Origin of the sequence: Marinobacter salicampi, from assembly GCF_011074795.1 — a bacterium.
Taxonomy (GTDB): Bacteria; Pseudomonadota; Gammaproteobacteria; order Pseudomonadales; family Oleiphilaceae; genus Marinobacter; species Marinobacter salicampi.
The window spans coordinates 389,525-406,138 of the sequence record NZ_JAAMPF010000018.1 but is presented as its reverse complement, the minus strand read 5'-3'; the positions used below and the strand labels follow the sequence as shown (position 1 = coordinate 406,138).

The window sequence follows — 16,614 nt, the reverse complement described above, 5'->3', positions numbered from 1 at the left end:
ATGTCCTTAGCGTGCACAGGTCCGGAAACCGGTATAGGTGTCGTTACGTTCCGGCAGATAGGCCTGGCGATAGGTGCCGCGAATAAGCATCGACGACGTCGCACAGCTGCCGCCCTTGGTGACCTTGTGGTCACCGAACTGCAGCGTCGACATGAAAGGGTACACATCGACCTTGAAGCCGTCGTAAGGCAGGAACTGGTCTGTGGTCCACTCCCAGACGGAGCCGATCATCTGCCGGCAGCCATGGCGGCCGACGCCGTTGGCGTAGTGCCCGACCGGCTGCCGGGCCATCCAGCGCCCGTCCATGTCCGCCTGATCAGGCCGGGGTTGCCCATTGCCCCAGGGGAAACGGTTGAACGGCTGGCCCGGACGGTTGTCCAGGGCTGCGGCCTCCCATTCGGCTTCCGACGGTAGCCGCCGCCCGGCCCACTGGCAGAAAGCTTCAGCCTCCCAGTAGGTTACGTGGGTAACCGGTGCAGAGGGGTCGAGCGGATGCCAGCGATCGAAGTGCTTCTCCTGCCATTCTGCGTCGCGGTATTGCCAGTAGATCGGGTGCGTCGGCAGAGTCATGGCATCCTCGGTAGCGCCAGTCACCAGAGTACGGTTGTAGGGCTTTTCCAGCCATTTTCGGCCGCCGAACGACCAGAACTCCGGTGCCTGATAGCCTCCAGCATCCACAAACTCCCGGAACTCGCCGTTGGAAACCAGGGTACGGGAGATGGCAAACGCCGGAAGTTCCACCTCGAACCGCGGCTTTTCATTATCAAAGCCAAAATCCATTGTGGCGAAATCTGGACTGGAGCCCGGCATGCCCATTACATACCGCCCGGCCGGAATGAGGGCATCGGCTTTAAGTTCATTTGTTTCAGCACGGAATATGGCATCAGGAGCCCCTGCTTCATAGGAGGGGGGCGGCGGGAAGCCCACCGTCTGGCGACACCAGATCAGGGACTCTATATGCATATTCTGATGATAGATGGCGTAGCGGTAGAGGTAGTGGTCCTCGCCTGAGAGGGGCTTGCTGCGGATCCGCTTTGCTACCCGATCATAGATGGTATTGAAATAGCTCAGGGTGGCGGCCCGGCCGGGAAACAGGTCGCGACGCCAGCGATCCCGGTGCTCAATATGGAAAGAGTCCCAGAGATCATCCATTGAAGGGTCGTAGTTGGGCCCACCATCCTGGCTCAGAACAAACACTTCATAGAAAAACGCCGAATGCCCGGTCTCCCATAGAGGCGGGTTGACGCCCGGATGATAGGGTACGTCTAGCTGCTGATCATCCAGGGTTTCAACCAATGCCAGCGTGCGCCTCCGGGTCTGCTCCAGGGCCTCGACCAGACCCTCCCTGGACTTCTCTTCCGTTATCATGTCGCTCAACCTCACATCGAACTTCCGGGCCATCAGGCTTGGGTGAATCTTTGCTGTCCGTGGACAGGTCTGAACAGTAGTACGCTCCGGAGCCCCCGGGTAGATGATCTGCGTGCCCACAATTGGGCGCAGACTGCTAACAACCCCTCATCAGCCCCACACCAGCAATATCATCGGCACTGATGTTGCGACCACCAGAACGGACAGTGGCAGGCCCAGGCGCCAGTAGTCACCGAACTGATAGCCACCCGGTTCCATCACCAGGGCGTTTGACTGATGCCCGATTGGGGTCAGGAAGGCACAGGAGGCGCCCACAGCCACCGCCATCAGCATGGCATCAACGGTAATGGGCAACTGGCCGGCAAGGCTGATGGCAATGGGCGCGACTATAATGGCGGCAGCCGCGTTATTGACCACATTGGACAGCAACATGGTCGCCACCATGACCATGACCAGAAGCGCCGCCGGTGAGAGCGTATCGCCCATGAGCAGCATCTGATCCGCAATGAGGCGGGCTCCGCCTGAGGTTTCCAGGGCTTCGCCCACCGGTATCATGGCCGCGAGCAGTACAATGACTGACCAGTCAATGCTCCGGTAAGCCTCGGTGGCATTCAATAGCCCCACCAAAACCATGACAACCGCAGCCGCCACCAGTGCCGTTGCCGCCTGGGCAACACCGGCCATCAAAACAACGATGGCGACGGCAAAAATACCGGTGGCAAGCAGTGTCCGGCGCGGGTTACCAATCCTCAGGCCCCGCTCCGCCAGCGGCAGACAACCCAGGTTTGACAGGGTTTCCTCGAGATTGTCCTCACGGCCCTGCACCAGCAGAATATCCCCGGCGGTAAAACGGATATTGCCGACACGTTTGTTGAGACGTTTGCCCTGGCGGGCCACGGCAATAATATTGAGGCCGTAGCGTTCCCTGAGACTGAGGCGGTTGGCGCTTTTCCCGATCAGGTCTGAATCGGTACTGATGATCACTTCCATCAGGTTTATTTCGCCCCTGCTCGAGGCCTTGTCTTTCTTACTGTCTGCTTTTTCTTTTTTTCCGTCCTGTTCGCTCTCCTTGTCGACTGATGAGCGGGCATCCGTTTTTGCCATGGCCTCTGATTCAGCCTCTTCCTGGCTGCCTACGAGGTCAAGCTTGCCCACATCCAGTAGATACTGGAGGCTTTCGGTGTCGGCCTGGACAAGCAGGATGTCACCACTTCTCAACACTTCGAAGGTAGAAGGCGCAAGCTCCCGATCTTCGTCGCGGATAAGCCCCATCACCGCGACGTCAGCATCTTCCTCGACCTTTGCCATAAGGTTATGAAGCGTTTTCCCTACCGCCTCGGACTCTTCCGTCACCCGTACCTCGGTGATGTAGTCACCGATCTGGAAAAGCTCCTTGTCATCGTTTGCCTCTTTGCGTCGGGGGGTCAGACGCCAACCGATCAGGGCGATAAACACAATACCCACCACCGCAAGGACAGCGCCTACCGGCATGAAGTCCAGCAGGCCAAAGGCGTCTGCGCCGGTGTCCTTCCGGTAAGCGGAGATAATGATGTTGGGCGGGGTACCGATCAGGGTCATGGTACCGCCCAGCAACGAACCGAATGCAAGCGGCATCATCAGCAGTGACGGCGAATGGCCGCCCTTGCGTGACATCCAGACCGCCACGGGCATCAGTAACGCGAGGGCGCCGACATTGTTCATGAACCCTGAGCAGAGCGCCACGATGGCTGACAGCGTCACCACCTGGACCACCGGATGGGTTCCCACCTTGCCGAGAAACCGCGCTATTGTGTCCACCACGCCGGCATTGACGAGCCCCTGGCTGACCACCAGCACGGCGGCCACGGTGATGACTGCCGGATGGCCAAAACCGGCGAACACCTGCTCCGACGGTACCAGCCCCGTCAAAGCCACCACCAGTAGTGCCAGCATGGCTACCACATCAAAGCGCAGGCGATTCCATACGAACATGGCAAGAGTGGCAATCAGTATCGCGAAGACAAGACCCTGTTCAAAAGTCAAACCCGTTCCTCCGAGTCATTACCCCATGCAGTTGGCGGGGACGATGTAGTAGGCTTGAACTGCGGTTCCACCAAAGGACTACCCGCTCTGATACGTGAACATCCAGCAAGGCGACCCAAGGCTCATGACCCGGAAAAAGGCAAAACCCGTTTCAGCATCCGCCATAGAGAACCACGTTTACAAAGTTTTTCCAAACGACATGAACGCCCACAACACGGTTTTCGGTGGCATGATCATGGCAAAGTGCGACCGGCTGGCCCTGGTGGTTGCCGAGCGCCATTCCGGCCATGTGTGCGTGACCGCGGCAGTGGACTCGATCCACTTCCGGGCCCCGGCCAAAGGCAACGATACCCTGCTTTTCAGCCTGTCGCTAAACCGAAGCTGGGGCTCATCCATGGAAATCGGCTGCAAGGTGATTGCTGAAAACAGCTACACCGGGGAGGTTCGCCACATTCTCTCGGCTTTTTTTACCTTTGTCGCCCTGGATAGCGACGACAAACCGGTGGACGTGCCCGCGGTAGAGCCCGAGTCTGCGGAGCAGAAGCGTCGCTTCAACGATGCCCGCATACGCCGGGAATCCCGCCTGGCCATGCGCAAACAGCTTTCGGCCGCCCGTGGACGTAGCCCCAACTGATGCGCGGCATGTCCATGCCACCGGAAGGGGCTCAGGGACAGCTCAGCCTGAAGACGCTGAAGAGCCTCTGGCCCTACCTGATGGAATACCGCAGCCGTATCGCCCTGGCCATGCTTTGTCTGGTGGGTGCCAAGATAGCCACAGTGGGTGTGCCGTTCATCCTCAAGTACATTGTCGACGGTCTCGACACCAAAACTGCCCAGGATATGACCCTGGCGCTCCCGCTAGGGCTACTGCTGGCCTACGGCGCCGCCCGCTTAGCCACGACGCTGTTCGGTGAATTGCGGGATACCGTGTTTGGCCGCGTTACCGAGCGGGCCATGCGACGGATCGGCCTTCAGGTCTTCCAGCACCTCCACGCCCTGGAATTGGACTTTCACCTGAACCGGCGCACCGGCGGACTATCCCGGGATATCGAGAGGGGCGTGACCGGCGTCGGCTTTCTGTTGCGCATCATGGTGTTCAACATCGTCCCCACCCTGGTGGAACTGGCGATGGTGACCGGCATTCTGCTGTTCAACTACACCATCGGGTTTGTTTTCATCACCCTGGGAGCTGTGGCCAGTTACATCCTGTTCTCGGTGCTTGTGACCAACTGGCGGCTGGCATTCGTGCGCGAAGCCAATCTGGCCGATTCCACCAGCAACACCCGGGCAGTGGACAGCCTGCTCAACTACGAAACCGTCAAATACTTCGGTAACGAATCATTTGAAGCAAACCGGTATGACGAGGACCTGGCCCGCTGGGAGCAAGCCCGGCGCAAGAACCGGCTTTCTCTCTTCATGTTGAATGCCGGCCAGGCCCTGATCATTGCAGTAGCGGTAACAGCCATGATGGTGCTGGCGGCGGACCAGGTTATCAAGGATAAGATCACCATCGGCGACTTTGTCCTGATCAACGCCTTCACCATGCAGCTGTTCATACCCCTGGGTTTCCTGGGCTTCGTGTACCGGGAGCTCAAGAGCGCCACCGCCAATATCGAGCGCATGTTTGAGCTGCTGGACCAGGCGCCCGGGGTAACCGACTCACCCGGGGCGCCGGACCTGATGATATCGGATGGTGCCATTGAGTTCGAACAGGTGCGATTTGGCTATTCCGAACGCCGCCCCATTCTGCAGGATGTCAGTTTCCGCGTCCTTCCCCGGCAAAAAGTCGCTATTGTCGGGAGCAGTGGCGCGGGCAAGTCCACGGTGGTCAAACTGCTGTTTCGGTTCTATGACGTTACCGGCGGCGCTATTCGTATCGATGGCCAGGATATACGTAACGTGTCCCAGGCATCCCTGCGCCGGGCCATCGGCATCGTGCCCCAGGACACCGTGCTGTTTAACTCCACTCTCTATGAGAATGTTCGCTACGGAAGGATTGACGCCAGTCGCGAGGAGGTCATGGAAGCCATTAGAATGGCGCATCTGGATGAGTTCATCACCGATCTGCCCGATGGTGTGGAAACCCTGGTCGGCGAGCGTGGGCTCAAACTCAGCGGCGGTGAAAAACAGCGTGTGGCCATCGCCCGGACCATCCTGAAACGGCCTCCGATCCTGGTATTTGATGAGGCCACCTCGTCTCTGGACAGCGAATCTGAGCAAGGCATTTTGCAGGCGATACGGGAAGTGTCCCGGGGCCAGACCAGCCTGGTGATCGCGCACCGGCTTTCGACCGTCGTGGATGCGGACGTGATTCTGGTGATGAGCCATGGCAGGATCGTTGAGAAAGGCAGCCACGAAGAGCTGCTCGCCCGCAATGGCACCTATGCCAACCTCTGGCAGATCCAGCAGCGTGAAGAAGGGCCCTCTGAAAACGGCTGATACACGCACATAAAACGAAAAAGGCCACCAGGAAAACCTGGTGGCCTTTTTCTGCTTACTCCCGCGCTAACCCGGGAGCTGACAACCAAACCGGTCTTTAGAACTGGTTCATGGTGTTGTCTTTACCACCGGCCTTCAGGGCCGCGTCACCTGCGAAGAACTCTTTGTGGTCATCGCCAATGTTGGAACCGGCCATGTCCTGGTGCCTGACCGTGGCGATACCCTGACGGATCTCTTCACGCTGAACACCCTTAACGTAAGCCAGCATGCCTTCTTCACCGAAGTAGCCTTTGGCCAGGTTGTCGGTAGACAGAGCCGCGGTGTGGTAAGTCGGCAGAGTGATCAGGTGGTGGAAGATACCTGCTTCACGGGCCCCGTCACGCTGGAAGTTGGCAGTCCACTCGTCGGCGAGCTTGCCAAGTTCGGTGTCGTCGTACTTGACGTTCATCAGGTCAGCACGCTCGTAGCCAGACACGTCCTTGCCTTCTTCTTTCCAGGCATCGAATACCTGCTGACGGAAGTTCAGGGTCCAGTTGAACGACGGGCTGTTGTTGTAAACCAGCTTGGCGTCGGGCACAACTTCCTTGATCCGGTTAACCATGGAGGCGATCTGGCCAACATGGGGCTTCTCGGTTTCGATCCACAGCAGGTCAGCACCATTCTGGAGGCTGGTGATACAGTCCAGAACCACGCGGTCTTCGCCTGAGCCCGGCTTGAACTGGAACAGACCGGAAGCCAGGCGCTTGGGCTTGACCAGCTGGCCGTTCTGCTTGATCACAACGTCGCCGTTGTTGATGTCTTCTGCCCTGTCGATAACGTCGCCATCGATGAAGCTGTTGTACTGGTCGCCCAGGTCACCCGGCTCGTTGGTCACGGCGATCTTCTGGGTCAGGCCTGCACCCAGGGAGTCAGTACGGGCAACGATAACGCCGTCGTCAACACCCAGCTCCAGGAACGCCAGACGAACCGCGTTGATCTTGGACAGGAAGTCGGCGTGGGGTACGGTGACCTTGCCATCCTGGTGACCACACTGCTTCTCGTCGGAAACCTGGTTTTCAAGCTGGATACAGCAGGCACCGGCTTCAATCATCTTCTTGGCCAGCAGGTAGGTGGCTTCTGCGTTACCGAAGCCGGCGTCGATGTCGGCGATGATCGGCACCACGTGAGTTTCGTGGTTGTCGATCTTGGCTTCCAGTTCCTTGACCTTGGCGCTGTCGCCAGCTTTGTTCGCTTCTTCCAGATCACGGAACAGGTGGTTCAGTTCCCAGGAATCTGCCTGACGCAGGAAGGTGTACAGCTCACCGATAAGGGAAGCAACAGAGGTCTTCTCGTGCATGGACTGGTCAGGCAGCGGCCCGAATTCGGAGCGCAGGGCTGCGACCATCCAGCCAGACAGGTACAGGTAACGACGCTTGGTGGAACCGAAGTGCTTCTTGATGGAGATCAGCTTCTGCTGACCGATGAAGCCGTGCCAGCAACCCAGGGACTGGGTGTACTGGGAGGTATCATTGTCATAGTTCGCCATGTCTTCGCGCATGATCTTGGCGGTGTACTTGGCGATATCCAGACCCGTCTTGAATTTGTTCTGGGCGCGCATGCGAGCGGCGTGCTCGGGCTTGATGGCGTTCCAGGTGGGGTTCTGCTTTAGAAGCGATGCGATGGCATCAACGTCGTTTGCGTATGGCATGATTTCAATCCTGTGTCGTAGGTTTTACGTGGCTTTTGCCGAAGGCATGAAAGTGATTCCATGAGCCAGCGGGATGCTCAAAAAATGGGCTGCACGCTGACAGTGGCGACTACTTTAGTGCCTGGGAATTCATAATTGAAATTTATATTGTCTATTCCCGGCATTTTTTATATGAATACCCTTGACCTAAAGTCTAACATCAGCCTCAAGCATTTGATTAATAATTGGTTTCAGCGGTTTCGGGATAGCTGTTAATCATCTCTACAGCTTGACGGCCGGCATCCTGGAACGGCATGAAGACCAGATGAGCCCCCGCCCGCAACAACGTTTCCCGTTCCTCGGGGTTCTTGGTGGAGACGGCCACCCGGCCCTGATAGCCATGGTGCTTCAAGGATGCCATCAACACCAGTCGGGGGTCGCCGTGGGTGACACCCAGCTCATGCTCCGGCATGGCAGAGATAACCCAGGACGGATGCTGTAGTGGCAGGGTACCGACCAGTTCCTCATCTGTGGCATCCCCGTAGACGGCGTCGAACCCTGCCTTGCGCCAGCGTCGGACAACATCCGGATTGAAATCGACCGCGAGTATCCGGTGGCCTGCCTGCCGGAGGTTCTCCGCCATTGAGCGGCCATAGCGCCCCAGGCCAAACAGGATCACATCATGCTGGCGCGATGCGACGGTATCGGCCGCAGCGGCTTCGCGGAAAGGGTCCTTGCGCTCGAAAATGCCGAGGGCCGGTTCGAACCAGCGATAAAGCGTCTGGGAGTAGCTGATCATATAAACTGAAAGTGCGATCGTTATAAGTCCGACCAGGGTTACAAGGCCCAGGGCGTCCGTGTTCAGGTGTCCCAGGGAAACCCCCATGGCAATAAAAATGAGTGAAAACTCGCTGATCTGGGCAACGGTGAGTCCTGCCAGAAAGCCGGTGCGCTTCCGGAAACCAAGGAAGCCCATGATGATGACAACAATCAGCGGGTTCCCGACCAGGACAAAGACCGACAAGACCAGCGCCGGCCAGAGCTGGGCCCCCAGCATGCCCAGATCCAGCTGGGTGCCCAGGGAGATGAAGAAAAACAGCAGCAGGAAGTCCCGAAGGGAGGAAAGGCGCGCGACAATGGCTTCCCGGAATTCGGTGGACGCCAGCGAAACCCCGGCCAGAAGGCCACCCAGCTCTTTGCTCAATCCGACATAGTCAGCCACGGCCGCCAGCAGCGCTGCCCAGGCAATGGCAAAGATAATGAGCAGCTCAGACGAGTGGGCGATCCGGGTAACAAGAGGATCCGCCAGATACCGGATAAACAGCCCCACCAGCACAAGCAGCGCCACCCCGTAGCCGAGCACCTGAAGAACATGGATCAGCGGACCCGCACCACCGCTCTCTTCCGCCCCTATGCCGAAGGCCGAGAGCACCAGCATCGCAAGGATGACCACCAGGTCCTGAACAATGAGAAAACCGATGGCGACGCGCCCATGGAGGGAATCAACCTCTTTCTTGTCCGTCAGCAGCTTGACGATAATAATGGTACTGGAAAAGGTAAGAGCCACCGCCACATAGAGCGACGTCAAGAGCCCCAGGCCCAGGGCCAGGGCTATGCCAAACCCGACAACAGTGGTAAAGGCCACCTGCCCCAGGCCTGTAGCCAGTGCCACCGAGCCCAGCGTCCTCACCAGCTTGAGGTCAAGCTTCAGACCCACCAGGAACAGCAGCACGGCGATGCCAAGCTCCGCCAGCAGGTCAATCTTGGCGTGGGAGTGTACCAGGTCAAGGGCGGATGGCCCCGCCAGTACCCCGACCGCAATAAAGCTGACGATCATGGGCTGGCGCAGAATCAGGCCCAGGGTCCCGACCACTGCGGCCAGCATGAGGAGGACACTGAGTTCGTAGAACGGATGACTCGCCAGAAGCTCGGCCATGGTGAAAGTCCTTTTCGTTAACTCAGCTCTTCGTTAGCCGTTCTCTTGAATAAACATGCTGTACGGGCTCCATTATAACGTTTACAGCAACCCCGATACCCGACCCGAATCAGTTAAATGCTAGACCGACAATACCACCAGACGGTCCCCAGGCTGAAGATCCAGGTAATCCCGCCGGGGCGGGCTTAGCATCAGGTGCCGACCCTGGCTATCCGGTGCATGGCGAAACACCCCCAGGGCGATCTCCCCTCTCTCCGCCACGATACGCTGGAGCAACTGGAAGTCGACACTGGCCGGCAATGGGTAGTCCTGGGCATCCCGGAATTGTATCTCTGCCCCGCCCTCGGTAAACAGCTCCTCAAACACGACGCCCAGTTCCCTCCGCAGGGCCACCTGGGCCAGCACGTGACTGAGGATCATGGGACTGACAATGACCTCACTCTGATTGGCACTCAGCAGCGACTGGTTGTCCGGATCGCTCAGCTCCATGATCAGCTGGGGCCTGCGGGTATACTCGCTGAGTATGTCTTCCAGCTGCAGATACCCGACCAGGGTGCGGGCATCGGCCTCCTCCCCGGAAGCCAGCCTGTCACTGCTCAGTAACAGCACCGAATCGTAGGTGTCGGGCCGAAGGCGGCGAAGCTCCCCTTCTACCATGTAGTCAGCCTCCACGTGCCGGACGCGAACCCGTTCGGTCTCCCCGGTATAACCGGCAATGTCCCGCTCCCGTGCATCCGCCGGCACGACCGAGATGAGGTCGATGTCAAACCGGTGGGAGGGATAGCTGGCCAGCTCTGTCATCAGACTCATTACCCGCCGGTTCCAGCCCAGGATCAGCATCCGGTGGGTACGGGGTTCCGGTGCAGGCAGCCGGGCCTCCGGTGCCGGACGGTCGATCATCCTGAGCGGCTCGGCTTTCTTGTCGAGTTCGGTATCCGGGTAATCGTACGCCAGGAGGACAAGTCGGTCCTCTGCGGTTACCTGGGTATCGGAGGGCGCCAGCAGTCTGACCTGCCAGCGCTTGCCCCCGGTGCCCGGCTGGAGCAGCCCCAGCAGGATGGCCCGGGGCAGTTGGGCCGCTACTTCGGCAAGGGTCATACCAGCGACCGGTTCACCACTGCGGACAAACAGCTCCTGACCGTCATCTGATGACAACAGTTCGTTGTAAACTTCGGACAGGCCCGGGTGCAATATGTTCTGGGTCATCAGGCGACTGATGGTGGCATCTCCGGCAACCACCTCAACCTCACCGGGGTAGGCACGCTCGATAACCGGGGTTTTGCGCAGATCCTGCACCTCAGCGACCACAAAGGGCAGTGGCACGGCCAATTCGCGGGCCTGGGCAGCAATGGAAAGGAGCGCCTTCACAGTCTCCACATCGGAGGTCACCAGACTGTTGGGGCCGTGGGCACCGCTGGGCACGATCACCGCTGCAGCATCGAGACAGGCCACCCGGTGCAGTGCATCAGGCTGGATCGCCAGCCCCGCCCGCAGGATGATCTGCCGGGCCCGCCGACCGATGCCCGGCTCATTCCGCAGCTCGTGCACCTGCCGGGCCGAGGCGTTTTCGGACAACACCACCAGACGCAATCGACTGGTATCGTGGCGCTCCAGAAACCGCCTGACACGCCCTTCCGAGCCCAGCAACTCCGCCAGCAGCGGCAGGGTCTGATTGGTCCAGCCCAGTACAACCACATGATTTCTCAAAGCGACCGGCGTCAGCCCGCGCTCAAGGTCTGTCATCTTGGCAATCAGCCAGCGGGTCAGGATCGCCACCAGCGTGCCCATGAATACCACATAGCCGCTGATGGTCAGCAGCGTCGACACAAACCGTTGCCAGTTACCTACGTCGTCACCCAGGTAGCCCGGGTCCGTCAGCCTCAGGAAGGCCCACCAGACAGCATCGCCGACATCCTCAAAGGGCGTACCCAGCGGAATCACGAGCAGGCCGCCGACTAGGGATATAAGAAAGATAAAGACGCCTACCACCAGCAGCTGGAAGCCGGCGCCTTTGACCAGCTGGCGTTCCACCACGAATTTGACCCGGTCAATAAAACGTAAACGCAGCATTTCTGTGCTCCAGGTAGGCCTTTACAGACAGTGTGCCCAGAGCGCGAAACCAGCAAAAGGTCCTACGCCCGGGCTGAGCATCATACCGTATCCGGCAAGCACGCAGTTGCAATAGGTGTGGAGTCTCCCCATTGGACAACCGGGCATCACACGTAGGATTTGATGGCAGTTGGCGGTTTAAAGGGCGCCGGCACGGCGTTTCTCAAAAATGACCAGGCCGATGCCGCCCAGTATGGCGACGCCTGCAAGAACCAGCCGCAGGGTCAGAGGTTCACTCAGCAGCAGAACCCCTCCGATAGCGGCGATGACAGGAACACTCAACTGGACGGTGGCCGCTGTTGCCGACTTGAGTGCGGGCAGCACCATGTACCAGACCGCGTAGCCCAGCGCCGACGTAACGGCACCAGAAGCAAGGGCATAGGCGGCCCCGGCGCCATCGAGGCTGAAGTTGCCGAGCATCAGGATGCTCAGCAGAAGCGTGAAAGGTACGGACCTGGCGAAATTACCGGCGGTAACCCGGGTGGGATCTCCCGCGCCTTTGGCCCGCAGCGAGTAGCACCCCCAGGCCACCCCGGCAGTCAGCATGAGTGCCGAGCTGGTCACAGGGGGCGCCGTCAGCCCCGGCAGCAACAGCCCCACCAGACCGCCAAAGGCAAGCAGAAAACCCAGCCATTGCAGCAGCCGAAGCCGGTCGCCCTGCCACAGTCCGTAACTGATCATGGTCGCCTGCACCGCCCCGAACAGGATCAGCGCGCCAGTGGCAGTAGACAGACCGAGGTAGGCAAAGGAGAAAGCGGCAGCGTAAATGAACAGTGCGAATGCCGACAGCCAACTGCCCTGACCGGAAGCGCTGGTCCGCCGGGCATTCACCAAGAGCCAAAGCACCAAGGCGCCAGACATCAGTCGAATGGCTGTGAACGTGGCCGCATCGATATCGGTCTCGCGCAGAGCGGCACGGCCCAGCAGCGAGTTCCCGGCGAATGCGATCATGGCAAGGGTAGTCAGAACAAAAGCACGAACCTGGGTCACAGCCACTCCTGAGATTCCGCCACGTAACAACAGATAGCGCAACCCAAGTGTAGTGGCCATTCAGCGACAGCGCTTCCCTCAAAGGTCGTAGCCTGATCCTTCTTTCAGCCAGGGCCCCGGGCCGGTTAACTATACGTCCGGATCTGCCAGAGCGCCCAGGGCGAGATCGTGAACGCTGCGGTCGCCTTCACTGGCAAGCACAAACCTAATGTGTGCTACCGATGTGCCCTGACCGATCAGGTTCAGCAAGGTGCTGAAAGCGACTCGGGCTGCGGCCTCCATCGGGTAGCCAAAGGCCCCGGTGGATATCGCGGGAAACGCCAGGCTCCGGATGCCGTGCTCTTCAGCGAGGGCTATGGCATTGCGGTAACATGCCGCGAGACGCTCATCAGCAGGTTCATCGACGCCGTATACCGGCCCCAGGCAATGAATCACGAACTTGTTGGGCAGATTCTGGCCGCCGGTGATGACTGCCTGCCCGGGCCTTATAGGTGCCAGAGAGTGGCACTCATCCTCCAGACCGGGTCCGGCTGCCCGGTGAATGGCGCCGGCAACCCCGCCACCCGTTCGCAGTTCGGCATTGGCTGCATTCACTATGGCAGCCATATCAGGCTGCTGGGTGATGTCGCCTTGTACGCATTCGATGGTCACTCCGTGAATCTGTCGCTGACTCATGACGGTCCCTCCTGCGTTCTGGTGTGGTTTCATCACACCAGCATAACGGCGCAGCCGCAACCGGGACAACCGGGGCAGCAAGAAACCCTGGTGACACCTTTGATGACACCCAGGCCAGTAATCATTAAACTCGGCCGTCACTTTGCCGTGAAGCCGCCTATGCCTCAGACCGACCGTCTACTAGCACTCGACGCCTTGCGGGGCCTGGCTGCCCTGGCGGTGGTGCTGTTCCATTACGCGCCCTATTACAACCAACTCTATGGCCATGGTTTCCAGCCCTGGCCGGTACTGGAGTTCGGGCGCTATGGCGTACACCTGTTCTTCATGCTCAGTGGCTTCGTTATATTCATGACCCTGACCCGGACACCTACCGCTGGCTGGTTTGCTGTAGCCCGGGCCTTCAGGCTGCTGCCCGCGCTCTGGTTCGGGATCGCTGTCACCATGCTGTCGGTACACCTGCTCGGACCTGCAGACCGTGCCGTGCCGCTGGGCACGGCCATGGTAAACATGACCCTGCTCCACGAATACCTGGGCTTCGCCCATGTGGACGGGGCCTATTGGAGTTTGGTCATCGAAGCTACCTTCTATGCCTGGATCGCCCTACTGTTCTACTGGCTCGGCAATGGCCCCATGCTAATGCGCATTTTCTGGCTCTGGGTGGTGGTCAGCTATCTGGCGGTCATCTACTGGGGGGTTATTCCGGATGGCCTTGAATTTCTCCTGAAGGAGTTGCTGTTTACCCGCTACGCGCCCCTGTTCATCAGCGGCATGCTGCTGTACCGCTGGCATAGCCGCGGCTCACTGCCCGTGGGTGAGGGATTGCTTCTTGGACTGGCGGTTGGCCACTGCCTGATCGCCTACCGGGCCCCCTTCAACCTCTTTGTGCTCGGCTGCTATATGGTATTTGCCCTGGCCATCGCCGGACACTTGAACTGGCTTGCCACCCGCCCACTGCTCTGGCTTGGCCGGCTATCCTATGCGCTTTACCTGGTTCATCAGAATGTTGGCTACGGCATCATGACCATGAGCTACGGAGCGGGCCTGCCCGGCACGGTGGGGCTGGCCCTGGCCCTGCTGACCGCTTTCGCGCTCGCCATTGCGGCCCATCACTGGGTGGAAAAACCGGCGCTGCAATGGTTCCGGAGCGCCCGGGAAGCCATGCTTGCCCGCAAGCCAACAGAGCCTGTGAGCCCCCTGTGAGGATGACGAACCGGTATCTGTGAGGCAGATCTGCAGAACTTTAGAGTCAATATATTGTTGGCGCACCTTCCGGGCGTGTCTTGAAGCGTTTGTGAAGCCACAGGTACTGATCCGGATGCTGACGGACAGTTGCTTCAATAAACCCGTTCCAGGCGGCAGCGTCATCCTGCTCGTCAATGCCGAAGCTCTCCTGAATGGGTGACAGGGTGACCTGGTAATTGCCATCGGGCGTACGAAGGTGGCTGACACAGATGACCGCCGCGCCGGATTCACGGGCAATGTAACTCGGAGTGCTGATGCAGTTGGCTTCAACGCCGAAAAAGGGGGTGAACAGGTCACCCTTGCGCCCGAAGTCCTGATCACAGGCGTACCAAACCTGGCCACCCTCCTTGAGAAAGGCCAACATGCTGCCCAGCTGTCGTTTGGTAAATGGCTGTATATTGAAATGACGCCGGCGACCGGTTTCAATCATCCGGTCCACGATCGGATTGTTGTTGGGGCGGTACATATAGCCGGGCTTGCTAAGCCTGGAAGCGATCAATGGCAGGGCGAAATCAAAAATACTGTAGTGGGCACCAATCAGTAAGACGCCCCTGCCCCGAGCCATGGCCTCATCGAGATGCTGCAGGCCGTCAAACACGGTGCTGTCCTGCTGCGGGGCCGTGTTCCGCCACCAGGCGTGGGTGCTCTCGAGGAACCCGCGGCTGCAGGCCACAAAACAGTCCTCCACAATCTGTCTGTGCCGGCTTTCCGGGAGTTCAGGGAAGCAGGCGGCGACGTTGGTCATGGCCACTTTATGGCGGGACTTGAGACGCTTATTCAACATCAGCCCCAGGGACCGTCCCCAGCGCTGCTTCTGGGTCATGGGGAGCCAGGACAACAGAAAAAGCAGGGCAACGACCATCCAGGTAGGCCAGAAGCCCGGGTGCCACAACGGACGCGTCCGTCTGCGGAATCTCTTGCTCATCAGATCAATCGCCTGCTTGGGTAGGAAAAAGGGCTAGCCAGTACGTACTACAGTCAGAATGAGCGCTTCGGAATCTGCTCACAATGACATAAATGCCGCGTTTTAAACAGTTGACCCTGGCGCCGGCCGGGCGCAGCGGGATCTGGAGAGAACCATGACAAAAAGCTCAATACTTTTGCTACTTGGGCTGGCTTTGTTCCTGCCCGCCTGTGCAGGACCAGGCAAAGGAGCTCTGGACAAGCCCCAAGCCTTGCAAAGCCTGTACGACTTTCACCTCGTGAGCGCTAAGGATGGCCAGCCACAATCTCTTGAGCAGGTTGTGCAGCAACTGGCGGATGTGGATGTGGTCTTTATAGGCGAATACCACGGCCACAACGGAGCCCATTACTTCCAGGCCCGTATGCTAGCTGAACTCCATAGGCAGCAACCGGACCTGGTGCTGTCCATGGAGCAGTTCACTATTGAGCACCAGGCCACCCTCAACCAGTACCTCAAGGGCGAAATCGGTGAAGCGACACTGTTAGAAGAGGCCGAGGCCTGGCCCAATTACCGGGCGTCCTACCGCCCCCTGGTAGAGTTTGCCCGCAGCCACTCCCTGCCTGTGATCGCCGCCAATGCTCCCGCGGACGTGGTGCGCTGCGTCGGTCGGGTGGGCGCCGACTATCTGGATCATCTTGAGCCTTCAGAGCGGTCCGAATTGCCGGAGGCGCCTTTCTTTACAGTGCCCGCTTATGAGGACAAGTTCGCCGCCGCCATGGGGCAGCAAAATCGTGGCATTGCAGGAGGCCGCCTTTTCCACGCCCAGCTCCTGCGTGACAACACCATGGCGAAGGCCATCCTTGAGGCGTACCGAGCCCGGCCCGGTCAGCAGATCATCCATGTCAATGGCACCTTCCACAGTGAAGAACATCTTGGCACAGTGGCCGCGCTGGCCTGGCGTGATCCGGACCTGAGCATTCGCGTCGTCAGCCCGGTCATTGCTGACAATCCCGACAGGCCCGAGCTGAAACCGGGGGATTCCAAAAAGGGCGACCAGCTCTACATGCTCCGGGAATTGCCGAAGGACTATGTCGACCCCGAACGCCAACGTGAGATGTTGAAGCGCCACCACAACAAAGCGGCCGATCCTGCCTGTGACAGCCCTGGCCAGGCAACAGGATATACCGCGCCGACCACTAAGACTTAAGTCGAGTGGAGCCGGCATTTTAGTTCATTCCAGCAACAAACCGTGCTAGCTTGATC

The 16,614-nt window shown here is 59.2% G+C and carries 12 protein-coding genes; 4 read left to right on the top strand and 8 right to left on the bottom strand.

Going from position 1 to position 16,614, the window contains the following annotated elements:
* Window positions 1-6 precede the first annotated feature (6 nt).
* Together senA and G7W63_RS10890 are read right to left on the bottom strand one after the other, a co-directional pair.
* Window positions 7-1,368 (bottom strand): selenoneine synthase SenA, encoded by a 1,362-nt coding sequence (gene senA, locus G7W63_RS10895; RefSeq protein ID WP_166257384.1) that lies wholly within the window; start codon window positions 1,366-1,368, stop codon window positions 7-9.
* Window positions 1,369-1,518: 150 nt separating this feature from the next.
* Window positions 1,519-3,390 carry an SLC13 family permease gene (locus tag G7W63_RS10890; protein WP_166257382.1) on the bottom strand — a complete coding sequence of 624 codons (1,872 nt, stop codon included), beginning with the start codon at window positions 3,388-3,390 and terminating at the stop codon, window positions 1,519-1,521.
* A 124-nt stretch (window positions 3,391-3,514) separates the two neighbouring features.
* Between G7W63_RS10890 and G7W63_RS10885 the strand changes: the two genes are divergently transcribed.
* Together G7W63_RS10885 and G7W63_RS10880 are read left to right on the top strand one after the other, a co-directional pair.
* Window positions 3,515-4,024, top strand: coding sequence for an acyl-CoA thioesterase (locus G7W63_RS10885; protein WP_166257379.1), 510 nt, complete (start codon window positions 3,515-3,517; stop codon window positions 4,022-4,024).
* Window positions 4,025-4,032: 8 nt separating this feature from the next.
* Window positions 4,033-5,829: an ABCB family ABC transporter ATP-binding protein/permease gene (locus G7W63_RS10880; protein WP_166257376.1), complete on the top strand. Its 1,797-nt coding sequence runs from the start codon at window positions 4,033-4,035 to the stop codon at window positions 5,827-5,829.
* A 97-nt stretch (window positions 5,830-5,926) separates the two neighbouring features.
* Here the strand turns inward: G7W63_RS10880 and G7W63_RS10875 are convergent, their stop codons facing one another.
* The 5 genes from G7W63_RS10875 to G7W63_RS10855 all read right to left on the bottom strand — a co-directional run bounded on the left by G7W63_RS10875 (window position 5,927) and on the right by G7W63_RS10855 (window position 13,205).
* A complete protein-coding gene (locus tag G7W63_RS10875; RefSeq protein WP_166257372.1) occupies window positions 5,927-7,516 on the bottom strand; it encodes an isocitrate lyase in 1,590 nt (529 codons plus the stop codon).
* A gap of 217 nt (window positions 7,517-7,733) precedes the next feature.
* On the bottom strand, window positions 7,734-9,431 hold the full coding sequence (locus G7W63_RS10870) for a cation:proton antiporter (RefSeq protein WP_166257369.1): 1,698 nt from the start codon (window positions 9,429-9,431) through the stop codon (window positions 7,734-7,736).
* Window positions 9,432-9,551: 120 nt separating this feature from the next.
* Window positions 9,552-11,501 carry a CASTOR/POLLUX-related putative ion channel gene (locus G7W63_RS10865; RefSeq protein ID WP_166257366.1) on the bottom strand — a complete coding sequence of 650 codons (1,950 nt, stop codon included), beginning with the start codon at window positions 11,499-11,501 and terminating at the stop codon, window positions 9,552-9,554.
* Window positions 11,502-11,678: 177 nt separating this feature from the next.
* A complete protein-coding gene (locus G7W63_RS10860; RefSeq protein ID WP_242634405.1) occupies window positions 11,679-12,491 on the bottom strand; it encodes a DMT family transporter in 813 nt (270 codons plus the stop codon).
* A 168-nt stretch (window positions 12,492-12,659) separates the two neighbouring features.
* Window positions 12,660-13,205, bottom strand: coding sequence for a macro domain-containing protein (locus G7W63_RS10855; protein WP_166257360.1), 546 nt, complete (start codon window positions 13,203-13,205; stop codon window positions 12,660-12,662).
* A gap of 159 nt (window positions 13,206-13,364) precedes the next feature.
* On the opposite strand from G7W63_RS10855, the gene G7W63_RS10850 reads away from it, so the two are divergent.
* The gene (locus G7W63_RS10850) at window positions 13,365-14,405 is read left to right on the top strand and encodes an acyltransferase family protein (protein WP_166257357.1); all 1,041 of its coding nucleotides are present in this window, start codon (window positions 13,365-13,367) and stop codon (window positions 14,403-14,405) included.
* A gap of 46 nt (window positions 14,406-14,451) precedes the next feature.
* Here the strand turns inward: G7W63_RS10850 and G7W63_RS10845 are convergent, their stop codons facing one another.
* Window positions 14,452-15,372: a lysophospholipid acyltransferase family protein gene (locus G7W63_RS10845; RefSeq protein ID WP_166257354.1), complete on the bottom strand. Its 921-nt coding sequence runs from the start codon at window positions 15,370-15,372 to the stop codon at window positions 14,452-14,454.
* A 154-nt stretch (window positions 15,373-15,526) separates the two neighbouring features.
* Here G7W63_RS10845 and G7W63_RS10840 point away from each other — a divergent pair, with 154 nt between their 5' ends.
* On the top strand, window positions 15,527-16,558 hold the full coding sequence (locus G7W63_RS10840) for a ChaN family lipoprotein (RefSeq protein ID WP_166257351.1): 1,032 nt from the start codon (window positions 15,527-15,529) through the stop codon (window positions 16,556-16,558).
* Window positions 16,559-16,614: the final 56 nt, after the last annotated feature.

What these genes read in the sequence shown, in the direction of transcription:
- senA (WP_166257384.1), bottom strand. Translation starts at nt 1,368, where the DNA reads ATGATAACGGAAGAGAAGTCCAGGGAGGGTCTGGTCGAGGCCCTGGAG.
- G7W63_RS10885 (WP_166257379.1), top strand. Translation starts at nt 3,515, where the DNA reads ATGACCCGGAAAAAGGCAAAACCCGTTTCAGCATCCGCCATAGAGAAC.
- G7W63_RS10880 (WP_166257376.1), top strand. Translation starts at nt 4,033, where the DNA reads ATGTCCATGCCACCGGAAGGGGCTCAGGGACAGCTCAGCCTGAAGACG.
- G7W63_RS10875 (WP_166257372.1), bottom strand. Translation starts at nt 7,516, where the DNA reads ATGCCATACGCAAACGACGTTGATGCCATCGCATCGCTTCTAAAGCAG.
- G7W63_RS10870 (WP_166257369.1), bottom strand. Translation starts at nt 9,431, where the DNA reads ATGGCCGAGCTTCTGGCGAGTCATCCGTTCTACGAACTCAGTGTCCTC.
- G7W63_RS10865 (WP_166257366.1), bottom strand. Translation starts at nt 11,501, where the DNA reads ATGCTGCGTTTACGTTTTATTGACCGGGTCAAATTCGTGGTGGAACGC.
- G7W63_RS10860 (WP_242634405.1), bottom strand. Translation starts at nt 12,491, where the DNA reads ATGATCGCATTCGCCGGGAACTCGCTGCTGGGCCGTGCCGCTCTGCGC.
- G7W63_RS10855 (WP_166257360.1), bottom strand. Translation starts at nt 13,205, where the DNA reads ATGAGTCAGCGACAGATTCACGGAGTGACCATCGAATGCGTACAAGGC.
- G7W63_RS10850 (WP_166257357.1), top strand. Translation starts at nt 13,365, where the DNA reads ATGCCTCAGACCGACCGTCTACTAGCACTCGACGCCTTGCGGGGCCTG.
- G7W63_RS10845 (WP_166257354.1), bottom strand. Translation starts at nt 15,372, where the DNA reads ATGAGCAAGAGATTCCGCAGACGGACGCGTCCGTTGTGGCACCCGGGC.
- G7W63_RS10840 (WP_166257351.1), top strand. Translation starts at nt 15,527, where the DNA reads ATGACAAAAAGCTCAATACTTTTGCTACTTGGGCTGGCTTTGTTCCTG.